Below are 22980 nucleotides of genomic sequence, written 5' to 3' on the forward strand. Positions count from 1 at the left end.
GTTGACTATGCAACAATTGTTTATGCAACATGAGTGATTTTAATCTATATGTCGGTTTTGAATAACTAAAAATCGTAACATTTACAATGCCCAAGCCGTTGAGTGTTAAAAAAGATTGAAATAAATTTAACCAAAAAATCGATGATTTAAAACTCTTTAACCATCACTGTTCTCTTTTCATTGGTGTAAAACCCATTTTTAAGATAAAAACTTTCAGCAGGTATACTTTTATTGGTAAGCAATGTTAAACGAGTGTACCCCATGTCAAAAAGAACTTTCCCAACTAAGTCTAACGTTTTGGTTCCAATACCTTCACTTTGCTTATTGTTTTCAACAAAAAATTCATCTATAAAAAATTCGTTACCCATCCACCCTGATCGCCGATGCCCCAGACATACTGCCACGATATTAGAGTTTTCACAGTATATGAATCCTTCAAAAACTGGATTCCCAATGAGTTCCTTCAAATAATTTCGTGCCTGATCCAGGGAGGTCCATTCATCGTACCATGGATCTGCTGAAAACACTGATTTAAATAGTTGTGTACATTCATCCAGATCATCCCAGGAAAATCGCCTGAATTCAAAATTACTACTACTATAAAACTGGTTTAAAACTCCATTTTCCATGTTATCATTGAAAAAATAAATCCCATGATTTTTCAATGAATTGTTCTTGAAATGTTCCATTAAAACGTTGCTTTCAAAATGATTTTTCAATGGATTGCTGGAAAAATGGTCTTTAATTGTTTTTATGGGCATTTTTTTTAATCCCCCTTCTTTGCGAAAATTACGAATAACTGATCCTGGAGAAAATCTTCTTTTTCCAGAGGATAAAATCCGGCACTATCCAGAACATCTAAAAGAATGTTAATAGGTGTGTAATGTCCGAACAGTCCTGTGAAACTGAATTTTTTCTTCTGATAATCAATGATGGCTATTTTGCCCTTATCTTCTAGAAATTTTCCAATGGATTTAAAATATTTTACTGGTTCAAAGAGGTGATGGAATACGTTTCTTAAAAAAAATAGGTCAACTTTTTCAGGTAAGTCTATCCCCTGTGGCTGGGCCAGTATAGTTTTTACATTATTGATTCTTTCTTTTTCAAGGTTCCTGACTATATAGTCAAGGGATTTCTGGTTAACATCAATAGCATAGACCTGACCTTCTTTTCCCACTTTCTTGGCAAATTTACAGGCAAAATATCCACCACCGGATCCAATATCTGCTACCACCATTCCATTTTTAAGATTGAGGTGTTCAATGATGGTTGAGGATTTATTTTTTGTTGAAGAAGCTTCCCTATTTAACATCTTCAATCGAAATTCACTGAACATTCTTAACCCCCTAATCTTTTTTATAAAATGCTTTTAAAGGTGCATTAGTCATTACAGTTCCCCAGTTAACCATTGAACCTACTTCTGGCGTTATTAATTGGTTTTTTTCAATTTTTCCCATGTTTGCCAGGCTTGCCACTACTTCGTGGAATGAAGTATCATTCCCATCAGTTGTTCTTGATTTAGGCATGGTAAACGTCCTATATCCTTCATTTTCTAATAATTCACTTAATTGTGAAGTGATTAATTTTAATTGACAGTTTGTTTGACGGTGAAGCTTTTTATAACTTTTTTTTAACCCGTCAGAGATCAAATAAGGTAATGTAATACCTACAGATATCGCTCGAGGGTATTCCATGATCAATGTATTGTATTTTTCTATCACGGTGTTTTCTAAATGAGACAGATCCACTATTCCTAAAAAATAGTCTTCACATTCTGTTTCAATGGAATTTCTTATTGCCAGTTCAAATTTCATATTTTTATCACCTCCTATCTGGTCATTGATTTTCTAAATAGTGGTACTGCAATGGCCATGGTAACCACACCAAATGCTACCAGTATGAGCATCTGGAATAGGACATCACCAATTCCTGCGTTTAAAAGAATTATTTTACGCATTGCATCGGCAGCGTAGGTGAGGGGGATGAATTTGGAAATATCCTGCATGAACCATGGCATCTGCTGTAAAGGGTAGAAAATACCCCCCAGGAATATCATGGGAAACATCAACAGATTTACAATCATGGTTCCTGATGCCTGATCTCCCGACATGGAAATTGCCAGAATTCCCAGGCCTATGAAGCTGAATATTCCCAAAAGTAGCATGAAAAATGCCAGTAAAAGGTTCCCCTGGATGGTAACTCCAAACAATAACATGGCCATTGCCAGTATTATCACACATTGTACAAATCCCCGGGTGCAGAGGGCAGCTGTTTTACCAATTATAACCGATATCTGGCTGATTGGTGCGGATAACATGCCATCGAAGGTTCCCATTTCCTTTTCCTTTGAGATGGCTTCTGGAATTCCTGTCATCACCGTCATCATAACGATCATGATCATGAGCCCTGGTGCCAGGAAGTTGAAGTAGTTAGTTTCACCAGGTATGGTGGTAGACACATTCAGTACGTAAGGAAAAATCATAACTTGCGGATTGATCTGTTGATCTGTGTCTTTAGCAAGTTGTAATACGTTAGCCTGAGCTTTCATATCATTCAAACCACTTAATATCCCTGATAATGCCTGTTGAACTTGTACAGAACTCTGAGGGTTGCTGTTGTCAATGTATACTGTGAAATCTCCTGATTTCCCATTGGTTATGTTATCTGAGAATCCTGAAGGTATTATGAATGTGCCATATATTTTTCCCTGGTTGATGGCAGTTTTGGCGTCATCTACACTGGAATAATTTATGAAATCCATGGAACTGGTGTTTTGGTTTATTAGATTAAGTTGGGCCAGGAATTCGTCACTTCCCTGACCATGGTCCAGGTTTACTATTCCCATGGGCATGTGCTGCTGGGTGCCTCCGCTGGGGAATATAAACCCAAACATCAGGAGGAATATTAGGGGCATCATGAAAAGAGCAGCCAATTGCATGCGGTTTCTTCTGAATTCCAGCATGTCCTTGGCCATTACATGGTAACTGTCCTTGAATATTTTACTAATATTCATCATCTCACCTTACTCTTGCTTTCGGGGCAGGCCCATGCCTATGGTGTACTGGGGTTGCTTTTTCAGTGGCCTGATCGCGCATTTGTTTACCAGTAACTGCCAAGAAAACATCTTCTAGTGTTGATTCATTGCTATTAGTTACTGAGGCTATGTTGCCCCCTTCATCACGGATGGTGTCAATAATTTCATTAAGAGCATTTTCGCCCTGTGCACTGATTTTTAGATTATAATCGTCCTGTTGTGCCACTGCTGTGACTACATCCATGGATTTAATTTTATTAACTAGTTCCGAGGTCAGGTTGGAAATTTTGGTGCCGAATACATTGGCATCTCCCTGTGAAATCATGTTTTTAAGGTTTTCTGGGGTGTCCAATGCAGCTATTTTACCATGATCAATTATGGCCACCCGATCACTGAGTGCTTCTGCTTCAGTCATGGCATGCGTGGTTAAAATCACTGTCACTCCGTCTTGATTTATTTGACGGGTTATATCCCTTATTGAAAATGTGGTCTGCGGGTCAAGACCCAGTGTGGGTTCATCCATGAACAGTATTTTGGGTTCGGGTAGTAAAGCCCGGATTACATTGATTCGTTGCTTCATACCTGTTGAAAACTTGTTTATTTGAGTGTTTTTCCATTCCTGCATATCAACCAGTTGAAATAATTCATTTATTCTTTCTTCCAACCTTTGTTTTGGTATTGAGTATAATTTTCCGAAAAAACGTAGGTTTTCAGCGGCAGTAAGACGGTCGTACATGATCATCTTCTCTGCAACCAGGCCAATATTCTGGCGAATTTTAGCAGAATCCTTAATCAAGTCATAACCCGCGACTTTTGCAGATCCTGATGTGGGTTGGGCCAGGGTACATAACATTCTTATGGTAGTACTCTTACCAGCACCGTTGGGTCCCAGGAACCCGAAAATTTCACCCTCTTTTACAGTTAAATATAAATTATCCACTGCTGTAAAGTCTTTGAACTTTTTTGTGAGATTATTTACCTCTATCGCATTTTTTGTCATGTTTTTCCCTATTTAAATTCGATTCGCAGGCAATGATAGCCCAGGCTAGGTTATACGAATTTTTTAAAATTATTTTGCTATAAAGACCAGTTTTTGAATCTAAATTATTCATCTGGAAGTGATTCTTCCATTTTTTTTAATCTTTCACCTAATTCTCCTATCATTTCCTTGTGTGGTGCGAGTTTCTCTTTTTTTATGTCTTCCAGAAAGGCCACATAGCGATTCATCTCTGTTAAAACATGTTCCGTAACGAAAGTTCCCCTATCTCCTATGTGACCATCGGGTCTCTGTAAACCATCGAAAAGATCAACGATTGTTTCCCGTCCTTCCTCGGTTAAATCATATTTTCCATCTTCAATTTTTTTTATTAAGCCTTCATCAACCATTTTTTTAAGCATGGGATATACTGAACCCGGTGAAGGGCGGCATGGACCACGTCTCATTGTTTTTTGAAAGTGGTGATCATAGTGATCACTTCCAAACTCTTGTGTTCGCTTTTGATACATTTCATTTATGGCGTCATAATGTTCTTTTATGGCATCCATTATCTCTACACCATTTTTTGGGCCGTGATCAAGAACGTGGAGTATCCATATTCTTAAACCTCCCAAATTATGGAGTTTATGTATTTTTTCATGGATATTTCTCCAGTTATCCCATTTATTTCTCCACTCATCCCACATCTTGGAATTCTCTCCTACCATATAACTGATATAATATCGTAGAGTTGATATTGAATAATTGCCATAATATCTTTAAATTGATTTACAACAATTTTTTTCTCCAACAATATCAAGTTCTCGATATCGACTAATCGATATTAAGTGGGTCATTATATAAATAGATTGTGATCCAGTAAAAATCACATACTTAAGACAATCTAATGAAACACCCACATTAATTAAAAAGAGAATTAGCTATTAATTTAAAGTAAATATTCCATATGATACGCCCCTTTTTCCCATCCCAGTAACGATAATATTTTTTCATTGAATTTTCTAAATCCAAATCTTTTATACAATCGTAAAGCACCTTCATTTTCCATATCAACATCTAAAACGACCCGTTTACACTTATTTTCCCTGGCCAGTTTTATTCCCTCATTTAGGATAAATGAACCTATGCCCTGTCCCCTTGATTTCTCATCTACAGCTATGATTGCGTAATAATAATCATCATCTTCCAGATCAGATAGGAAAATGCTGTCTAATATGTCAATCATTATAAACCGTGAAGAATCTAAGATGTTAAAATTCTTGAAAAGAACCTTTAATTCTTTCTTTTTATCGAATTTCCACCCAAATGAATAGACCATCACCCCCAAAATTTGAGAGTTTTCATCACTTACAACATAAATTTGCTCATAACCTAGACTGTTATTCCCTTCTGTTACCAATTTCTCAAGTTTTCGAGAGGTGTTTTCCTTGTTATCAAAGAAAAAATCGAAAGTATTCACATCAGCCTCGTAAATAAGTTCTGAAACCTTTAATGAATCATGTTTATTTTTATCCATTTTTTCAAGATGCATTTTAACATTTAACTCCTTAAAACATGCTTTAACAGAATTCTTAGTTAACCAAGTATTAATAATTCCCTAAGATTAAGCTCTGTTGATTATCATTAACAATGTTTACACTTGCAATGTGTGACAAAACTTTGAAAATAGTATGATCCATATAACCACTCAATCGAAAAATGTCAATGTTCCAACAACATCAACTGCAAATATTATACAGTTGCAATATATGGCAAAATACCCAACAGAGTAATACCTAAAGTGATCACATCCTCCTTAAAATATTTCTTTGGAAATTAAATTATAATTCAAAAAAACTCTTTTTTCCTGAAAAGTTAAATCAAAAACTTGATATTTTAATATCTTATCGTTAATTGATTAATTCACCTTATTGACCGGTGTTAGTGGATTTTTAGATAAAATCAGATTCAACAATTATATAGCCTGTTTAACATAAATTAAGAGATTGTATGGAAACCAAAAAAATGGTGCTCCTGGATATAGACTACATCACCAGGGGCGAAAAAGCTGTGGTAAGACTTTTCGGAAGAGAAAAAAATGAAAAAGAAGGAAAATCCGTTATCGTACTTGACAAAGGATTCAAACCCTACATTTATGTAGTGCCCCATGACCTGGACAAATGTCAGGAACAAATAATAGAAGAACTGAATATTCCCCAGGTTGAAAAAGTGAAAATGAAAGACTTGGGACAGGAAAAAGATTTCATAAAAGTCACTTTAAACCATCCCCAAGACGTTCCCAAGTTAAGAGATAAAATACGAGATTTATCTGAAGTCAAAGATATAAGAGAGCACGATATTCCTTTTTACCGTAGATACCTAATAGATAAAAGATTGTTTCCCATGGCTGAAGTGGAAGTTCAAGGGAATGTTATCAACCCCCATGAAATGGATATTCAAGATGTCCCGGCTAACACCAGTACCTGTGTCATGGAATTGGAAGGTGAAATTTTCCCGGTTAGCTCTGAGTTTCCAGATCTTAATATTCTCAGCCTGGACATTGAAGTTTACAATCCCAAGGGTATGCCCAACTCAGAAACAGACCCTATCATAATGATCAGCCTTTCCAGTAATCAGGGGCTGCAGAAAGTGTTATCCACTGCTGAATCTCCATTAAATTTTGTTGAAACTCTTGATGATGAGGCAGCGATGCTTAAAAGATTTGTGGATATTGTTGAAGAGGAAAATCCAGATCTTCTCATTGGTTATAACTCTGATAACTTTGATTTTCCCTACATCCGGGATCGGGCATCACTCCTGGACGTCCCCCTGAAACTGGGTACTGATGGTTCTTCTCTTAAATTTATGAAAAGAGGTTTTGCCAACGCTGCCCTGGTAAAAGGCAGAGTACATGTTGATATTTACCTTATCATGCGCCGTTATCTTCATTTGGACCGTTACACTCTAGAAAGAGTCTATTTAGAGCTTTTCGGCAAAGAAAAACACGACATTCCAGGTGACGAAATACATGAGTACTGGACTGCAGGAGGGAAAAAACTGGAAAGACTTTTCAGGTATTCCCTGGATGATGCAGTGACTGTGACGGAGATTGGGGAGAAAATGCTACCTTTGACCCAGGAACTTACCAGGATAGTGGGTCAACCATTTTTTGATGTGGCCCGTATGACCACTGGACAAATGGTGGAATGGTATCTTATCCGCAAAGCATATGAACAGGGTGAAGTGGTGCCTAACAAACCATCATCATCACAGTATTCAAATCGGAGAGGTAAAAGAGCCACCGGAGGCTACGTGAAGGATCCAGTTAAGGGCCTTCATGAAAACATTGTTTACTTTGATTTCCGTAGTTTGTATCCCAGTATCATCATCTCCAAAAATGTTTCACCCGACACCCTGGTGAATGAATGTGAATCTGGAAAATGCCATGTCTCCCCTGAAAGAGGATATATGTTTCTTAAAGAGCCAACTGGCTTTGTTCCATCTATAATTGGTAACATTCTCAATGAAAGGGTGCGTCTTAAAACCATGATGAAAGAATCAGAGGATGAAAAGGAAAAAAAGATTCTGAACGTTCAACAGGAAGCCCTGAAAAGGTTGGCTAACTCCATGTATGGAGTTTATGGTTATTCACGTTTCAGATGGTACCGTCTGGAATGTGCAGATGCCATCACTGCCTGGGGAAGGGCTTATATTAAAAAAACCATGGCTCAAGCAGAAGAATTTGGTTTCAAACCAGTGTATGCAGATACCGATGGTTTTTACGCTGTTTATCAGGATTAACTGCTTAAAAATTATTGACATTGTTTAAATTATAATCTGTTTAAACAACTTAAAATTCAAAAAATGGTGAACAGCATGTTCCACGTGGCTGAAGAAAAAGAAATCATGAAGGGCGACATCACCGACGTCTACTTCCAGCGGACTCTGGAAATACTGAAAAATAAAGACATCAATCCCAAAATCAGGGCAGAATTCGCTGCCAAAACCTTACCTGGTGAATGTTCCTGGGCTGTTTTAGCAGGTTTAGAAGAGGTGGCTCTGCTTTTAAAGGATCTGCCTGTGAAGGTACGGGCCATGAGAGAGGGTACTGTTTTTTATCCTAACCAGCCTGTTCTGGAGATAGAGGGTTGTTATCAGGATTTCTGTGCTTTTGAAACAACCATACTGGGACTTCTCTGTCAGGCTACTGGTATCGCCACTCAAGCTGCCCGATATAAAAAACTGGCAGGGGAACGTCTGGTGATGAGTTTCGGTGCCCGTAGAATGCACCCAGCCATTGCCCCTATGATAGAAAGGAACGCTTTTATTGGTGGTTGTGATGGTGTGTCCGTTATTAAAGGTGGGGAAATCATAGGGGAAGATCCTTTGGGAACTATTCCCCATGCCCTGGTTATCTGCATTGGTTCTACTGTAGATGCTGTGAAGGCTTTTGATGAGGTGATAGATCCCGATGTTAATCGGGTTGCTCTTATTGACACCTTCAATGATGAAAAATTTGAATGTTTAAATGTAGCAGAGGCCATGGGTGAAAAACTTTACGCTGTGCGTTTTGACACACCTTCATCTCGACGTGGAGATTTTTATCGTATCCTGGAAGAAGCACGATGGGAATTGGATTTAAGAGGATTTGAACATGTGAAAATATTTGTCAGTGGTGGTATTAAAGAAATAAACCTTCCCGAACTTAATCCTCTGGTGGATGCCTATGGAATTGGAACTTCCATCAGTAACGCCCCGGTGGTGGACTTTTCCATGGATATTGTAGAAGTTGATGGAGAACCATTGGCAAAAAGAGGGAAATGTTCCGGGGCTAAAAACGTAATTCGCTGCCAGGAATGTTACAAAGACCATATTTTACCCCTTGAAAAAGAATTTAGTAAATGTGAGTGTGGGGGAAAATATGAAAGCTTACTTTATCCTTTGATAAAAAAACATAAAATCTTACCAAAACGGTTAGAACCAGGAAAAATCAGGGAGTATGTATTAGGACAACTCAAACACCTCCCTGAATTATGAGTAAACTAGAAAATATAAATTTTATAACTAAAAAGAGTTATAAAACTAAATTTGAGGGGTTTAAATTGAAAACTGGATGTTATGAAGAATATCCTCTGAAGATAGTGATCCTCTGCAACGCCCTTTCTATTTCCATCTACATCATTGGTGTTTTCATACTTTATGGTCTGGGAATCCTCTTTTCGGTATTGTACCTACTTTTCTGTCTTATAATAGAAATTAGATTGATGAAAGGAGGTTGTGTTAATTGTTACTATTATGGGAAGACCTGTGCTTTTGGTAAAGGTCGTTTATCATCCTATTTTTTCAAAAAAGGTAATCCTGAACTATTCACCCAAAAAAATGTCTCCTGGTATGCAGTCCTGCCTGATTTTTTGGTTTTTTTGTTTCCCCTAACTGGTGGAATTATCCTTTTAATAAACAAATTCAGTTGGATTACCATATTACTCATTATAATCATCTTAATTCTAGGTTTAGGTGGAAATGCATTTGTAAGATCCTTAACCTGTAAACACTGCCAGCAAAAAGAGCTTGGTTGCCCTGCTGCAGAACTTTTTGACGATGAAAGATAATATTAGTTGGAAATTTTGTTGGAAGATGATGCTTTTGAGCAATTATTGTGAATTCAGGAGTTGTTAGCCGTGAAATTAAAAATAAACCCTATCCCCAAGTTACTATCCTGCGATAATCCCTCAATTGAGTATTTCACCCGTCGAGACATTTTAAATGAAGAAGTAGGATCCGTCAAGGATCTATGGAAACTTCCCCCTGTTTTGAAGATCCTCCGAAAACAGGAAAATAATGGGTCCTGGGAATATCCGAGCAAAATCAGGGAAAATTTGCGTTCAAGGGAGGATTATGACCAGTTCCAGACCTACAAAACTTTAGGAATACTTGTTGAGAAATATGGTCTTAATGGGGATCATTACAAAATCCAAAAAGCAGCTGAATACTTATTCAATTGTCAAACCCCTGAAGGAGATTTTAGAGGGATCTATGGCAACCAGTATGCCACCACCTACTCTCCTGCCATCATGGAACTTTTGATAAAAGCAGGTTATGCAAATGACAAACGCATCAAAAAGGGGTTTCAATGGTTACTTTCCATACGGCAAGAAGATGGAGGTTGGATCATCCCCTTCCGTACTGCTGGAATGAACCTGAAAGAAGCATTAACAGTTGATGAACCTAATTCACCAGACAAAACCCGACCATTTTCGCATTTGGTGACTGGTATGGTGCTTCGGGCATTTGCAGCACATCCAAAATATCGTGAATCTGAAGAAGCCAGGAAGGCGGCGAGATTACTGGCCAGCAGATTCTTCCTGTCGGATAAATATCCTGACCGAAAAGACAAAAAATATTGGAAAAGAGTTTCCTATCCTTTTTTGTTCACTGATATTATCAGTGCTTTGGATTCATTGTCTTTTTTTGAATTTAATACGGATAATCCCAATATACATGAAGGATTAAGCTTTTTGAAGAAAAAACAAACCAATGAAGGACTTTTTGACTTGCATATTGTCAGGGGAAGTGATAAGGATTTAAAATACTGGATTTGCCTTGCTGTCAGTAGATTGTTCAAAAGATATGGTTAATAAATTGAAAAATAATAAAAAAATATCGAAGATCCAAATAAAAGATTATATGGTGGTGATTCCATGAATGCAAAAACAATTAAGAATATAACATTAGAACTCGGTGCAGATCTTTGTGGAATCGCCAGTGTAGAAAGATTTCAAGATGCTCCTGTAGGATTTAACCCATTAGACATTTATTCTAACTGTAAATCTGCGATAGTTTTCGCCAAAAGAGTTCCAACTGGTTCTTTGTCTGCTGAAAGCTGTGTGCCATACACTCACGTAAACAACATAGTCACCATGGAAGTTGATAGGATCGGGGTTGAACTATGCCTGATTTTAGAAGATTCTGGAGTAGAAGCTGTTTCGATACCCTCTGATGATCCGTCAGAATACTGGGAAGCTGAATATCAGTACGCCAGAGGTATTCTATCATTGCGTCATGCCGGTTATTTAGCAGGACTGGGGGTTATGGGAAAAAACACACTTCTGGTAAATGAAAAATATGGCAATATGATCCAGATAGGGGCGGTTCTGGTTGATATCGAGCTGAAAAATGATCCAATAGTAGATTTTACTGTTTGCAAGGAAAATTGCCGTCTTTGCATAGACAAGTGCCCTCAAAAAGCTTTAGATGGTGAAACAGTTAACCAAAAAAATTGTAGAATCTTATCAAACTTTATAACAGAAAGAGGGTTTGTTTTAAAGAAATGTAATTTATGTAGAATTGTTTGCCCTAATGTTTTAGGATCAACTAAATAATCAAATTGTAATTAATATTTTATTCAATAAGTATTATTCAGATGTTTAGGAATAGGTTATATGGTAAACGTTAGATTCATTGACACTGGGCCTGAAGCTCTGGGTTTAGTCCAACCATTATGGGAGAAACTCAACAAACATCACTTGAATCAAAAATCAGATTTCCAGGAATATTATGCAAACTTTACCTTCCCTGAACGTAAGGAAGTTCTCCTGAAAAAGTCTAATAACAAAGACATGCTCATTAGTCTGGCTGAAGATAAAGATTTGGGAATTCTGGTGGCATACTGTATCACCACAATATCCCGTGAAAATGAGGGGGAAATTGATTCCATCTATGTTGAAGAGAAATATAGGTCTTTGGGCGTTGGTAGGGAGTTAATGAAACGTTCTCTGATGTGGATGGATGAAAAAGGCACCAAGATCAGGAAAGTGATGGTTGCTATTGGTAACCAGGAAGCTGTGTCATTTTATGAAGGTTATGGATTTCATCCCAGGGCCCTAAGACTTGAACAACCAATTAATCATGACAAAAAGGTAATTAATGATTAAATAGTTAGGAATAGTAAGGATGGTTGGGAGGAGATATTTTTGGAAGAGAAAAGTCTTGACCAGTTGTTAAAGGAAAAATTCGACCAAGGGGCTGAGGAATATGACCAGCAACGGAAACATGTTATTCCCTGTCTGGAGGATCTTTACCAGGTAACAGCCGATTTATCCACAGTTGAAACTTCTCAACCAAACATACTTGATCTGGGCGCTGGTACCGGGCTTCTAACCAGTTACGTCTATAATCGATACCCGCAAGGTAGTTTCACCCTCCTGGATTTATCAGGAGAAATGCTGGACATTGCCAGGGCCAGATTCCAAAACCTGGATAATTTCAGTTATGTGGCGGTAAACTACTTAAAACATGATTTTGAGGGATTTTTTGATATTGTGGTTTCATCCCTTTCCATTCATCACCTGAAACACCAGGATAAAAAGTTCTTATACCATAAAGTGTATGAACATTTGAATCCTGGCGGTGTCTTCATTAATGCTGACCAGGTTCTGGGACCACACCCTGCCAATGAAGACGAATATCAGCAGAACTGGATGGATAAAATAGATGTAGGTTACCTCACTGAATCTGAAAAAAAGACCATATATGACCGTATGGAACTGGATAATCCTGCCAGTCTAGAAGATAACCTGAAGTGGCTGGATGAAATTGGTTACCAGGATGTGGATGTTTATTACAAGTACTACAATTTTGTGGTGCTTTATGGTAAGAAATAGATTTCAGGCAAAAAGGATTAAAGAGGACTAAAGATGATTTAAATGGATTCTCCAGAGAATTTCAACAAATTAGATCATGATTTAAGGATAATTGCCCATAAAAAAGGGGCAGATTTTTATGGAGTGGCAGACCTATCACCAGCCCACGATTTTATTAGGGATCAAGGTGGGGATGAGGTTGCTTCCTATCCCCTGGGCATTTCACTGGGCATACGGATTATGGATAGTATTGTGGATGAGCTTCCCCATCGAAAAGAGCGTTCAGTGGCGGTTAACTACCGCCATCACGGTTATCAAGTTATAAACCGTCGATTGGATTTCCTGGCATCTTGTTTAGGTAGTTATATTCAAAATGCAGGTTATCATGCTCTGCCTTTACCTGCATCTGAACGATATGATGATGAACGGATATGTGCTGTTTTTTCTCATAAGTTAACCGCCCACTTGGCAGGTCATGGCTGGATTGGTAAAAGTTGTATGCTGATAACACCCGAAGCAGGCCCCAGGGTGAGGTGGATAACAATACTCACCGATGCACCACTCAGGGTAACTGGGACTCCCATGGATGAAAAATGTGGTAATTGTACTGAATGTGTGGAAATATGTCCGGTCAGTTCATTCACCGGCACATCATTCCAGGAAGATGAACCCCGAAAAACACGTTATGATGCTAGAAAATGTGAAAAATATCTTAATGAAGGGGAAGAATGGAGTGTTTGTGGATTGTGCATTTATATCTGTCCACATAGAAGGAAATAGGTTGTTCCTACTCATTTCCTATACCCTTGTATTCATAAAATCTCTTTTTCAACCAACAAACCACTTTCAGTTTTATTGACATGTTGAAATTTGTTTTTTTCGAAAAATTTCCTTGCAAAAATATTTTTTGTTTGAACCACACCTCTAATATATCTTAAATCACCATTTTTGGCTTCATTAATAAGCCATTTCATGATCATATCCCCTATGCCTTTTCTTTGGCATCTTTCAATTATCTGCATTGAGTTGATAAAAATTTCTTTTTTCTTAGAATGTTTTTCAAACCAGAAATAGCCAATGGGAATGTCATTCTTCTCAATAACCTTCTTTTCCCCTTTATCCCATGTTTTAATAAGATTTGGTTTAATATCTTTTTCCCAATCTGCGTTCCATTCCTGGGAAACAATTTTTTCCATATTGTGACCTGTCAGTTCCAATATAAAATCAAAATCTTCTGGGAAAGCATTGCGGATTTTTACATTCATTAATTTAAAGTTTGTTAAATCCTATTTATTACTTACTTCTTTGTATTGACCACACCATTATAACCCAAATCAATTACATGTACATCTTAACATGTGAATAAGTGAATTATCGGTACGTTTCATAACATACAATATTATTTAAGTCTTTTCTACGTCGTAACGCGGGTTTTTCATCGGCATATCCCAATGTAAACATGGCAGGCACTCGGATATCCTTGGGGATACTTAAAATTTCTTTGACTTTTTCTTCATCAAATGCCCCTAGCCAGCAGGTCCCCAAACCGAGTTCAGTGGCTTCCAGTATCATGAAAGACACGGCAATGGATAGATCAACAGGATAAGCGTACTGTCCGCAGGGCATGACTCTTTCAGATTCTGTTGAACAGGCTACAATAGTTACTGGTGCTTGTCCCACAAACTTTTGGCCATTTGCTGCTCCAATAAGTTTATCACGGGTGTCCTGATCCTTTACCACCAAAAACTTCCATTCCTGCCTGTTAGAAGCAGATGGTGCAATACGGGCGGATTCCAATACTGTTTCTAGTTTATCTGCCTCAACTGCCGCTTTTTTATATTTCCTAATACTTTTCCTTTCAGTGATTGCTTCAAAAACATCCATTATATTAACCCCTTTGTTATTGTTTTTTTTAATCATATTAAAAAAAGCTCTTGTGAAAATTATGAGAATTTTAAAAAAATGAAAAAAGATAACTAAATAAAAAAAAGTTTTAAGAAGGTTTTTATTCTATTTTTATTCTGCGTCCATCATTTCGCCGTATTCTATTTCTATTTCACAGCCTTTAGGTCCACAGCAAAAATGTTGTAAATCAAATTTCACTAGCATTTTTTCACCTCGATAAGTTCAACAATATAAAAAAGTAACTAATAGTATTTAAAGTATGTACGAACACTTATCATATATACTTACATAGAGTATACTAATGACCATTAAGAGAACTAAATAGTTAGTTCTTCCATAAAATACATCGGTGCAAAAAAAATTCTGTATAAATAGTAGTAATATTATGTTAAATAACATATAAACAATTCCAGATTAGATTATTAAAAATTAGGAGTAGTAATCATGACTATTGATGGGGAAAACCATGATTATATCTGTTCAGTAGAAGCCGCTATTAATGAAATAGGTGGAAAATGGAAATCATTGGTATTATGCTCTTTAAAAGACGGTAAACTTAGATTTAACGAGATTAATAAAAAGTTACCTGAAATTACCCAAAGAATGCTGACAAAAACCCTGAGAGAATTGGAAAAAGACCAGTTAATCAATAGAAAGGTTTACCCCGAAGTACCCCCTAAAGTTGAATACTCACTTACCCCTAAAGGAGAATCTGTACTGCCCATCTTAGACTCATTATGTGAGTGGGGGAAAAAATATAGCACAAATAAAGTTGAATGAGAAGATTAGACCTCTTTCCCTGAACCCAATCCTAATAATCACCAAAAGCTGTCTTAATAATCTTATTTACCATCACCCTCATCAAGTGTTAAATCAAAATAAATGGTAAAAAATGGATACGAATACTAGAAAAACTTCCAAACTTAAATTATTTGAATTTGGAAGCCAAAAAAAATTAATATTACTCTCATGCGCCGTTATTTTATGGATAGCTGCAGTGATTGCCTATTTTACTCCAGGTTTTGATTACTGGATTGTGGTCAGTTGCACTTCCCTACTTGCTGATCCATCACTTGCAAATTTCTGGTATGCCTACACCAAATACTTGCTCTATATTGTGCAATTCCCTCTTTTGGCCATATACCTAACATCGTTCAAGATCAGTAAATTGAAACCTTACCGTTTAGTTCTCTTTTTATCAATCATGTTATTGGCAATTGGCAATCCAATTATCGACCCGATTTTAAAGGATTTTTTTGCACGACCGCGGCCAATGATAACATTCGATCTAAACACCATATACTACGCAAGTGGGTTTTCCCTTCCTTCTGGACATGCTTTTCAGTCATTTGCCGGAACTTTACCCTTGATAATCTGTTTTTTAACCAACGATGCGACTTTCAAAAGGAACTGGATCAAAATAGTTTTAGCATTGTTGCTCCTTATTTACGCTATAACCCTCTCTTTCAGTCGGATTTTGGTAGGAGTGCATTATATTTCCGATGTTTTATTTGGAATCGGATTCGCAATCATATTAATGGTAATTTTAGCCAGTTTATTACAATGGTTGTTGGATACTGATAGACTAACCCTTCAAAATGAAAAATGGTATGCCATGGTATTTCTTATTCTCTATGTGAGCTATATTATTTTCAGTTGGGATTATTTCATATGGTTCAGAGTCTATTTTATTCCTTGATAAAACGAAAAATTCAATCTTTTTCGGTTTGTTTCACCACGGTAACAGCAAATACTGCTGCTCCAAATCCATTATCAATGTTTACCACGGCAATTCCAGGGGCACATGATTGTAACATTGCATTAAGTGCTGTAAATCCTCCTGTACCTACCCCGTATCCAACAGAAGTGGGTACTCCGATTACCGGGATGTCCACCAGCCCTGCCACCACTGAAGGTAGTGCTCCTTCCATACCTGCCACCACAATGATGGCTTTAACTTCTTCTTCTAAGATCCTTCTGATCTGAGAGAATAATCTGTGAATTCCAGCAACACCCACATCATAAGCTGTTATGACTTCACATCCAGCTTCTTCAGCTACTATACGAGCCTCTTCAGCCACAGGTATGTCCGAAGTACCAGCAGTGATGATACCAATCTTACCCTGCCTTTCTATTTCCTGATCTTTAATGAGTAATACCCGGGCTTTTGTATTATACTCTACTTTAAACCCCTCATCACGAAGGGATTCAAGTTTTTCTTTGATATTAATGTATCTATCCTCTTTCAACCGAGTTACCAGAACCCTACCCCTATTTGCACAGTTCCGGATTATCTTCACCAGTTCCTGATCATTTTTTCCTTCTGCAAAAATAGCTTCTGGGAAACCGGTTCGAATATCGCGAGCCGTGTCTAACTTGGCAAAATCCTCCAGTTCAGCTATTTGCATGGTTTTAAGCATTTTTTCAGCTTCTTCCACTGATACATTACCATTAATTAGTTCTTGGAGTACTTTCTTCATACTATCCATGCTCATCAACTTTATATATAAAGCTGGAGTATTAAAAACAATTCTATAAAATGAATCCCAGGTAAGATGAATCAATTATACTATGGTCAACAATAATTCCATATACCATAGGAAAAATTGAACTGAAAATTTTAAAGATTGTAAACTTTAAAAATATGATAAGGAGCCTTAAATTGAAAAAAGCGCGTATACTGGTTCAGGGAATTGTACAGGGGGTTGGCTTTCGCCCCAACGTTTACAGAATAGCCAAAGCTCTGGAACTTAATGGATACGTGCGAAACTTGGGAAATGTGGTTGAAATAATAGTTGAAGGTGATGAAAGGAATATAAAAACTTTCATAAATGATTTAGAGCTTAAAAAACCGCCAATATCCAAAATAGATTCATTAAAGTTAGAATGGTTGGATAAAGACGTTTTAACAGATTTTAACAGTTTCCAGATCCTGGAAAGCTCATCAAATTTCTCAGGATCTTCTGTAATACCCCCAGATGTTGCCACCTGCGATAGTTGCCTAGAGGAGGTTATGAACCAGGGTGACCGGAGGTATCTGTATCCCTTCACAGCATGCACTGATTGCGGGCCACGGTTTACTGTTATCCGTTCTGTTCCTTATGATCGTGAGCGCACTTCCATGGAGGAATTTCCCCTCTGCCCCAATTGCATGACCGAATATAAGGACCCTGAAGACCGTCGTTACCATGCAGAAGCAACTTGCTGTCCAGTATGCGGACCTGAAGTTTTTTTGTACCGTGAAGAGGAGATTGAACTAAAAAATCCCATCAAAGAAACTGCCAAACTTCTGGATGAAGGGAATATATTGGCCATTAAAGGTATTGGGGGGACACATCTGGTGGCGAAAACCACGGAGGATTTACCAGTTCTTAAAATGCGTGAAAGATTAGGTAGAATGAACCAGCCTTTCGCCTGTATGTCTCCTGATGTTTCCACCATTGGAAGTTTTGTTGAAGTAGCAGATTATGAGGAGGAAGTTCTTTTATCCCGGAACCGACCCATTGTTGTGCTTAAAAAGAACCATGATTACTATTTATCTCCCTATGTTGCACCTGACCTTCATAATCTAGGAGTGATGCTCCCTTACTCTGCACTGCATCATCTACTTTTCACCTACACCCATGCCCCGGCTTACATTATGACTTCTGCCAATATGCCTGGAGAACCTATGCTCACCCAAAACCAGGATATTATTAGTAAACTGGAGGGTGTGGCGGATTATTACCTTTTGCACAACCGTGAAATTGTTAACAGATGCGATGATAGCGTTGTTCGATTCCGTGGGGGTGACATGGCATTTATCCGCAGATCCCGTGGTTATGTGCCTGAACCATACGATTTTTCAAATATTAATAAGGACTTGAATGTGTTAGCTCTGGGACCAGAAATCGATGTCACCTTCTCCCTCCTTAAAGAAGGTAAATGTTACATGTCCCAACATATTGGGGATACCACCAAATACGAGACATTCCTTTATCTTCAAGAGGCCATCGAATATATGATGGGAATTACTCGAACCGACAGGATTGATGTGGTGGCCTGTGACCTTCATCCTCAGTTTTTCACCACTAAACTGGCTCATGAACTGGGTGAACGGTTTGAATGTCCGGTTTTAAAAGTTCAGCATCATCATGCTCACGCCGCAGCTCTATCTGTAGATTGGGGTGTAGATGAGATTATTTGCATTGCTGCTGATGGTGTTGGTTATGGTGAAGATGGAAGTGCCTGGGGAGGGGAGATTCTTTACTCCAACGGCCCAGAATATAAAAAAATGGCAAGTTTAATGCCTCAAAAAATGCCTGGAGGAGATTTAACTACTAGTTATCCCATCAGGATGATGATGGCTATGCTTTATCCCCACTATGATCAAGATGAAATACTGGATCTTATGAAAACCCACTATGTTGATTACTTCCCCCATGGGGCAAAAGAAGTTGATATAGTGGCCAATCAAATGGATAAAGAATTTAATCTAACAAAAACCACTAGCACAGGCCGTGTTCTTGATGCTCTTTCTGTAGCCCTGCATATCTGTGGAGAAAGAACATATGAAGGTGAATGTGCCATGAAACTGGAATCTACAGCTTATCCCGGCAAAGATAAGTTCGATTTACCTGTTAAAATCGTGCAAAATAATGGTATTAATGTTTTGGATACTTCCCAGATACTTTCATCAGTTTTAGAGAAGAAATTGGAAGGAAATCCGGTTAAAGATCTGGCATGTTCTGCTCAACGGGCTGTTTCTCAGGGACTGGCAGAATTGGCAATCCTGGCGGCGGAAAAAAAAGATGTTGATACAATCGGTGGGTCTGGAGGGGTTTTTTACAATGAAGCCATTAGCATGACCATTAAAAAATTTGTAGAAGATGCGGGTTATCGTTTCCTCCAACACAAGAATAGTTGTGCAGGAGATGGCTCTGTTTCACTGGGTCAGGCTGCAGTGGCTGCTTTACGGTATCGGAAAAAATATTCATAAAAAATTAATTAAAATAAAAATAATTAATAATTAAGGTTCCTCATTAAGGTTCCTCATTTCCAGATTCTTCTTCACCAAACATTACTGGTAGATTCAAAGAACGTGTTTTGAGGGCTCTTTTTCGATGATCAACCTGTTTTAAAAGATTTTTAGCGTGTTTTTTGGCTTCGTCGTAATTTTTTATAAGCTGTTCCAGTTCAGGTGAAACATCCTCCCCTAGACGGGCGCGTTCTTCTAACAGTTGCAGTTCCTGGAATTCATGACCTGGTGATTTCACCCTTATATTCCCATGACTAACGAATATTTGTAATTCCACATCATTGGAGATGTCGTAGTATTTTCTTGGCCTTCCCCTTTCTATCTTTTGGAATGAGGAGCTGAGAAGTCCTGCTTCTTCCATAGCTCGCAGGTGTTCTATGATGGCCTTTTGACCAATTTCCAGTTCCCGAGATATCTGGCTAACAAAACGTGGCTCGTCTCGTAAAAGATCAAGTATGTCTCTACGGGTTTTGCAGCCCATAACATCCAGTAATAACTCTAAATCCATCATTAATCCACTTTTTCCTATCTTATTTTAAGACATGTTAGTTTTTGATTTATTTATACACCTTTAAATTATTAGCTTAAATTATTAGCCCATCTTTAAAAAAATTGAAGATTTTAAAATTTTTTATAAATTATGATAACTATTTGTTACTATAGTTCAATTTTTTAGAAAGGTTTATATAACCTTTGGTTACTAATAATTTATATAACTTTTGGTAACTATAACCATGAACTTCAGAAAGATTTATATAACTTATGGTAACTATAACCATGAACTTCAGAAAGATTTATATAACTTATGGTAACTATAATGGTAAAGTTACTGATCCTCACATTCCCCCGATAAAGGTGAACAAATGACCGATGAAAAAGAAATGGTGAAGATGAAGGATGATCTGAAGGAACTGGAATCAAAAATCCAGGAAAAAAATGACGAACTTCAGGAAAAAAAAGAGGAAATCATCCAAAAAGACCAGGAAATAGAAAAATATAAAGAACAAGTTTTAAGGCTCCAGGCTGATTTTGAGAACTTTAAAAAACATACAGAAAAACAATTAAGTGAACAAATTCATTACGCCAATGAAAAACTCATTCTTAAAATACTAGACGCCTACGAAGACTTGGAAAGGGCCCTTAAATCTGGAAACTCCGATGATCTCCAGGAAGGGGTGGATCTCATCTACCATAAACTTAAAAAAATCCTGGAAGGAGAAGGTTTAGAAGAGATCACTGCTGAAGGTGAAAAATTCGACCCTTACCTGCACGAAGCACTTATGGCCGAAGCCCATGAGGACTTTAAGAATGGAGAAATTATTGAAGAGCTTTGTAAAGGTTATAAATTGAATTCTAAGGTTATAAAATATTCTAAAGTTAAAGTCTGTAAGAAAAATGATGAAAAAAATGATGCATAAGTAAGAGGTGAATTAGTATGGCTAAAACAGAAAAAATAATTGGAATTGATTTGGGAACCAGTAACTCCGCTGCTGCAGTGTTGATTGGTGGTAAACCAACCATCATACCCAGTGCAGAGGGAGCCACCCAGTACGGTAAATCTTTCCCCAGTTACGTGGCCTTCACTGATGATGGTCAACGCTTGGTGGGAGAACCAGCCAGAAGACAGGCGGTAACCAACCCTGAAAAAACCATCACCGCCATTAAAAGGCAGATGGGTACCAGTTACAAGGTAGATATCTCAGGAAAACAGTACACTCCTCAGGAAATCTCCGCATTCATTCTGCAAAAGATTAAAAAAGATGCCGAAGCATTCTTGGGTGAAGAAGTTAAAAAAGCAGTTATCACAGTACCTGCATACTTCGATGACAACCAGAGAACCGCCACCAAAGATGCAGGAACCATCGCTGGTCTGGATGTAGTGAGACTGGTTAATGAACCTACTGCCGCCAGTCTTGCCTATGGTATTGACAAAGCAGAGGATGATGAACTGGAAATCATGGTATTTGACTTTGGAGGAGGAACCCTGGATGTAACCATCATGGAATTCGGAGGAGGAGTATTTGAAGTTAAATCCACCAGTGGAGACACCAAACTGGGAGGAACCGATATGGACGCCGCAGTCATGAATTACCTGGCTGCAGAGTTCAAAAAAGAAACCGGTGTGAACCTCCTGAATGATGATCAAGCCGTACAGAGACTTAGGGAAGCTGCTGAAAAAGCCAAAATCGAACTATCCACCACCCTAAAAACTGAAATCAACTTACCATTCATCACTGCCACCCAGGACGGTCCAAAACACTTAACCCACACCCTTACCCGGGCAAAACTGGAAGAACTAGTTGACTCCATCATAAAAAAATGTTCCGGACCAATGGAACAGGCACTTAAAGATGCTAAAATGACCAAAAACGATGTGGACAAAATAATCCTGGTAGGTGGACCCACCAGAATGCCCATAGTCCAGAAATTCGTGGAAGACTACATTGGAAAAACCGTAGAACGCGGAATTGATCCTATGGAATGTGTGGCGGTTGGAGCTTCAATTCAAGGAGGAGTTCTCGCTGGAGAAATCAAAGACCTGGTTTTACTGGATGTAACTCCATTATCTTTAGGTATTGAAACTCTGGGAGGAGTGTTCACCAAGTTAATTGAAAGAAACACCACTATACCCACCAAAAAAAGTCAGGTATTCACCACTGCCGCTGACAACCAGACTTCAGTGGACATACACGTCTTACAGGGTGAAAGATCAGTGGCCACAGGAAACACCACCCTGGGCAGATTTCAACTGGTTGGAATCCCACCCGCACCACGGGGAATGCCGCAAATCGAAGTAACCTTCGATATAGACGCCAACGGGATCCTCAACGTATCAGCCAAAGATATGGGAACTGGTAAAGAACAGGCCATTACCATTACCGCCCCTAACAAACTATCTGAAGATGAAATCGACCAGAAAATCCACGAAGCTGAACAGCACGCTGAAGAGGACAAAAAACGTCAGGAAGAAGTGGAAATCCGAAACAATGCAGATTCCATGATCTACACCTCCGAAAAGACCCTGGATGAACTGGCTGATAAGGTACAACCTGACCAGAAAACCAAGATTGAAGGACTGGTTAAGGAACTTCGGGAAGTTGTGGGTGGAGATGATCTGGAAGCCATTAAAAACAAAACCGAAGAATTAACAAAAGCTGTGCAGGAAGTTGGAGCTGCTATTTACCAACAAGCTCAACAAGAACAAGCTCAACAACAACAGCAGCAAGATCAGAGTGCTCAAGGCGATGCAGGTCAGGAATCTCAGGATGATGACACCATCGACGCTGACTATGAAGTTAAAAAGTAGACCCAAAAAATAAAACACCGCCTAAGAACATTTAGTGGGGATGAATTTTTTTCACTCCCCACACCCACACTTTTATTATATTTATTTTACTAAAATGGAACC

General features: G+C 38.2%; 24 protein-coding genes. 13 read left to right on the top strand and 11 right to left on the bottom strand.

Going from position 1 to position 22980, the window contains the following annotated elements:
• Positions 1-146 precede the first annotated feature (146 nt).
• The 7 genes from J2743_RS09375 to J2743_RS09405 form a co-directional block, all read right to left on the bottom strand.
• Entirely contained in the window at positions 147-761 is a 615-nt protein-coding gene (locus J2743_RS09375; protein WP_209626551.1) for a GNAT family N-acetyltransferase, read from the bottom strand.
• A 5-nt stretch (positions 762-766) separates the two neighbouring features.
• Positions 767-1336, bottom strand: coding sequence for a class I SAM-dependent methyltransferase (locus tag J2743_RS09380; RefSeq protein WP_209626553.1), 570 nt, complete (start codon positions 1334-1336; stop codon positions 767-769).
• A 10-nt stretch (positions 1337-1346) separates the two neighbouring features.
• Positions 1347-1814, bottom strand: coding sequence for a 4Fe-4S ferredoxin (locus J2743_RS09385; RefSeq protein ID WP_209626555.1), 468 nt, complete (start codon positions 1812-1814; stop codon positions 1347-1349).
• 14 nt (positions 1815-1828) lie between these two features.
• Positions 1829-3013: an ABC transporter permease gene (locus J2743_RS09390; RefSeq protein ID WP_209626557.1), complete on the bottom strand. Its 1185-nt coding sequence runs from the start codon at positions 3011-3013 to the stop codon at positions 1829-1831.
• Between the two features lie 4 nt (positions 3014-3017).
• Positions 3018-4034: an ABC transporter ATP-binding protein gene (locus J2743_RS09395; protein WP_209626559.1), complete on the bottom strand. Its 1017-nt coding sequence runs from the start codon at positions 4032-4034 to the stop codon at positions 3018-3020.
• 104 nt (positions 4035-4138) lie between these two features.
• Entirely contained in the window at positions 4139-4717 is a 579-nt protein-coding gene (locus tag J2743_RS09400) for a PadR family transcriptional regulator (RefSeq protein ID WP_209626560.1), read from the bottom strand.
• A 242-nt stretch (positions 4718-4959) separates the two neighbouring features.
• A complete protein-coding gene (locus tag J2743_RS09405) occupies positions 4960-5562 on the bottom strand; it encodes a GNAT family N-acetyltransferase (protein WP_209626562.1) in 603 nt (200 codons plus the stop codon).
• Between the two features lie 458 nt (positions 5563-6020).
• Here J2743_RS09405 and J2743_RS09410 point away from each other — a divergent pair, with 458 nt between their 5' ends.
• The 8 genes from J2743_RS09410 (at position 6021) to J2743_RS09445 (ending at position 13429) form a co-directional block, all read left to right on the top strand.
• The gene (locus J2743_RS09410) at positions 6021-7811 is read left to right on the top strand and encodes a DNA-directed DNA polymerase (protein WP_209626564.1); all 1791 of its coding nucleotides are present in this window, start codon (positions 6021-6023) and stop codon (positions 7809-7811) included.
• Between the two features lie 75 nt (positions 7812-7886).
• Positions 7887-9047: a nicotinate phosphoribosyltransferase gene (locus tag J2743_RS09415; protein WP_209626566.1), complete on the top strand. Its 1161-nt coding sequence runs from the start codon at positions 7887-7889 to the stop codon at positions 9045-9047.
• A gap of 65 nt (positions 9048-9112) precedes the next feature.
• Entirely contained in the window at positions 9113-9619 is a 507-nt protein-coding gene (locus J2743_RS09420) for a hypothetical protein (protein ID WP_209626568.1), read from the top strand.
• 69 nt (positions 9620-9688) lie between these two features.
• Entirely contained in the window at positions 9689-10645 is a 957-nt protein-coding gene (locus J2743_RS09425) for a prenyltransferase/squalene oxidase repeat-containing protein (protein WP_337971764.1), read from the top strand.
• A 63-nt stretch (positions 10646-10708) separates the two neighbouring features.
• Complete coding sequence (locus J2743_RS09430; protein WP_209626573.1) at positions 10709-11389, top strand: epoxyqueuosine reductase; 681 nt, start codon at positions 10709-10711, stop codon at positions 11387-11389.
• A 60-nt stretch (positions 11390-11449) separates the two neighbouring features.
• Positions 11450-11941, top strand: coding sequence for a GNAT family N-acetyltransferase (locus J2743_RS09435; RefSeq protein WP_209626575.1), 492 nt, complete (start codon positions 11450-11452; stop codon positions 11939-11941).
• Between the two features lie 39 nt (positions 11942-11980).
• Positions 11981-12670 (top strand): class I SAM-dependent methyltransferase, encoded by a 690-nt coding sequence (locus tag J2743_RS09440; protein ID WP_209626577.1) that lies wholly within the window; start codon positions 11981-11983, stop codon positions 12668-12670.
• Between the two features lie 42 nt (positions 12671-12712).
• On the top strand, positions 12713-13429 hold the full coding sequence (locus J2743_RS09445; RefSeq protein ID WP_209626579.1) for a 4Fe-4S double cluster binding domain-containing protein: 717 nt from the start codon (positions 12713-12715) through the stop codon (positions 13427-13429).
• A gap of 32 nt (positions 13430-13461) precedes the next feature.
• Here J2743_RS09445 and J2743_RS09450 read toward each other — a convergent pair whose 3' ends face one another.
• Together J2743_RS09450 and J2743_RS09455 are read right to left on the bottom strand one after the other, a co-directional pair.
• Positions 13462-13845 carry a GNAT family N-acetyltransferase gene (locus tag J2743_RS09450; RefSeq protein WP_209626581.1) on the bottom strand — a complete coding sequence of 128 codons (384 nt, stop codon included), beginning with the start codon at positions 13843-13845 and terminating at the stop codon, positions 13462-13464.
• 175 nt (positions 13846-14020) lie between these two features.
• Positions 14021-14533, bottom strand: a complete 513-nt coding sequence (locus J2743_RS09455; protein WP_209626583.1) for a nitroreductase family protein — start codon at positions 14531-14533, stop codon at positions 14021-14023.
• A gap of 465 nt (positions 14534-14998) precedes the next feature.
• On the opposite strand from J2743_RS09455, the gene J2743_RS09460 reads away from it, so the two are divergent.
• Positions 14999-15334, top strand: a complete 336-nt coding sequence (locus J2743_RS09460) for a winged helix-turn-helix transcriptional regulator (protein WP_209626585.1) — start codon at positions 14999-15001, stop codon at positions 15332-15334.
• 112 nt (positions 15335-15446) lie between these two features.
• Entirely contained in the window at positions 15447-16253 is an 807-nt protein-coding gene (locus J2743_RS09465) for a phosphatase PAP2 family protein (protein ID WP_209626587.1), read from the top strand.
• Positions 16254-16266: 13 nt separating this feature from the next.
• On the opposite strand, the gene larB is transcribed toward J2743_RS09465, so the two are convergent.
• Positions 16267-17034 (bottom strand): nickel pincer cofactor biosynthesis protein LarB, encoded by a 768-nt coding sequence (gene larB, locus J2743_RS09470; protein ID WP_209626616.1) that lies wholly within the window; start codon positions 17032-17034, stop codon positions 16267-16269.
• Positions 17035-17216: 182 nt separating this feature from the next.
• On the opposite strand from larB, the gene hypF reads away from it, so the two are divergent.
• Positions 17217-19532, top strand: coding sequence for a carbamoyltransferase HypF (gene hypF, locus J2743_RS09475; RefSeq protein ID WP_209626589.1), 2316 nt, complete (start codon positions 17217-17219; stop codon positions 19530-19532).
• A 43-nt stretch (positions 19533-19575) separates the two neighbouring features.
• Here hypF and J2743_RS09480 read toward each other — a convergent pair whose 3' ends face one another.
• Entirely contained in the window at positions 19576-20079 is a 504-nt protein-coding gene (locus tag J2743_RS09480; protein ID WP_209626618.1) for an ArsR/SmtB family transcription factor, read from the bottom strand.
• Positions 20080-20434: 355 nt separating this feature from the next.
• Between J2743_RS09480 and J2743_RS09485 the strand changes: the two genes are divergently transcribed.
• A complete protein-coding gene (locus J2743_RS09485; RefSeq protein ID WP_209626591.1) occupies positions 20435-20989 on the top strand; it encodes a nucleotide exchange factor GrpE in 555 nt (184 codons plus the stop codon).
• An 11-nt stretch (positions 20990-21000) separates the two neighbouring features.
• Entirely contained in the window at positions 21001-22878 is a 1878-nt protein-coding gene (dnaK, locus tag J2743_RS09490) for a molecular chaperone DnaK (RefSeq protein ID WP_342451644.1), read from the top strand.
• Positions 22879-22980 lie beyond the last annotated feature (102 nt).

This window comes from Methanobacterium petrolearium, assembly GCF_017873625.1.
GTDB classification, from domain to species: domain Archaea; phylum Methanobacteriota; class Methanobacteria; order Methanobacteriales; family Methanobacteriaceae; genus Methanobacterium; species Methanobacterium petrolearium.

What these genes read in the sequence shown, in the direction of transcription:
- J2743_RS09430 (WP_209626573.1), top strand. Translation starts at nt 10,709, where the DNA reads ATGAATGCAAAAACAATTAAGAATATAACATTAGAACTCGGTGCAGAT.
- J2743_RS09480 (WP_209626618.1), bottom strand. Translation starts at nt 20,079, where the DNA reads ATGGATTTAGAGTTATTACTGGATGTTATGGGCTGCAAAACCCGTAGA.
- J2743_RS09375 (WP_209626551.1), bottom strand. Translation starts at nt 761, where the DNA reads ATGCCCATAAAAACAATTAAAGACCATTTTTCCAGCAATCCATTGAAA.
- J2743_RS09450 (WP_209626581.1), bottom strand. Translation starts at nt 13,845, where the DNA reads ATGGAAAAAATTGTTTCCCAGGAATGGAACGCAGATTGGGAAAAAGAT.
- J2743_RS09390 (WP_209626557.1), bottom strand. Translation starts at nt 3,013, where the DNA reads ATGAATATTAGTAAAATATTCAAGGACAGTTACCATGTAATGGCCAAG.
- J2743_RS09435 (WP_209626575.1), top strand. Translation starts at nt 11,450, where the DNA reads ATGGTAAACGTTAGATTCATTGACACTGGGCCTGAAGCTCTGGGTTTA.
- J2743_RS09380 (WP_209626553.1), bottom strand. Translation starts at nt 1,336, where the DNA reads ATGTTCAGTGAATTTCGATTGAAGATGTTAAATAGGGAAGCTTCTTCA.
- J2743_RS09460 (WP_209626585.1), top strand. Translation starts at nt 14,999, where the DNA reads ATGACTATTGATGGGGAAAACCATGATTATATCTGTTCAGTAGAAGCC.
- J2743_RS09455 (WP_209626583.1), bottom strand. Translation starts at nt 14,533, where the DNA reads ATGGATGTTTTTGAAGCAATCACTGAAAGGAAAAGTATTAGGAAATAT.
- J2743_RS09400 (WP_209626560.1), bottom strand. Translation starts at nt 4,717, where the DNA reads ATGTGGGATGAGTGGAGAAATAAATGGGATAACTGGAGAAATATCCAT.
- J2743_RS09405 (WP_209626562.1), bottom strand. Translation starts at nt 5,562, where the DNA reads ATGCATCTTGAAAAAATGGATAAAAATAAACATGATTCATTAAAGGTT.
- J2743_RS09410 (WP_209626564.1), top strand. Translation starts at nt 6,021, where the DNA reads ATGGAAACCAAAAAAATGGTGCTCCTGGATATAGACTACATCACCAGG.
- J2743_RS09395 (WP_209626559.1), bottom strand. Translation starts at nt 4,034, where the DNA reads ATGACAAAAAATGCGATAGAGGTAAATAATCTCACAAAAAAGTTCAAA.
- J2743_RS09465 (WP_209626587.1), top strand. Translation starts at nt 15,447, where the DNA reads ATGGATACGAATACTAGAAAAACTTCCAAACTTAAATTATTTGAATTT.
- J2743_RS09445 (WP_209626579.1), top strand. Translation starts at nt 12,713, where the DNA reads ATGGATTCTCCAGAGAATTTCAACAAATTAGATCATGATTTAAGGATA.
- J2743_RS09385 (WP_209626555.1), bottom strand. Translation starts at nt 1,814, where the DNA reads ATGAAATTTGAACTGGCAATAAGAAATTCCATTGAAACAGAATGTGAA.
- J2743_RS09415 (WP_209626566.1), top strand. Translation starts at nt 7,887, where the DNA reads ATGTTCCACGTGGCTGAAGAAAAAGAAATCATGAAGGGCGACATCACC.
- larB (WP_209626616.1), bottom strand. Translation starts at nt 17,034, where the DNA reads ATGAAGAAAGTACTCCAAGAACTAATTAATGGTAATGTATCAGTGGAA.
- J2743_RS09485 (WP_209626591.1), top strand. Translation starts at nt 20,435, where the DNA reads ATGACCGATGAAAAAGAAATGGTGAAGATGAAGGATGATCTGAAGGAA.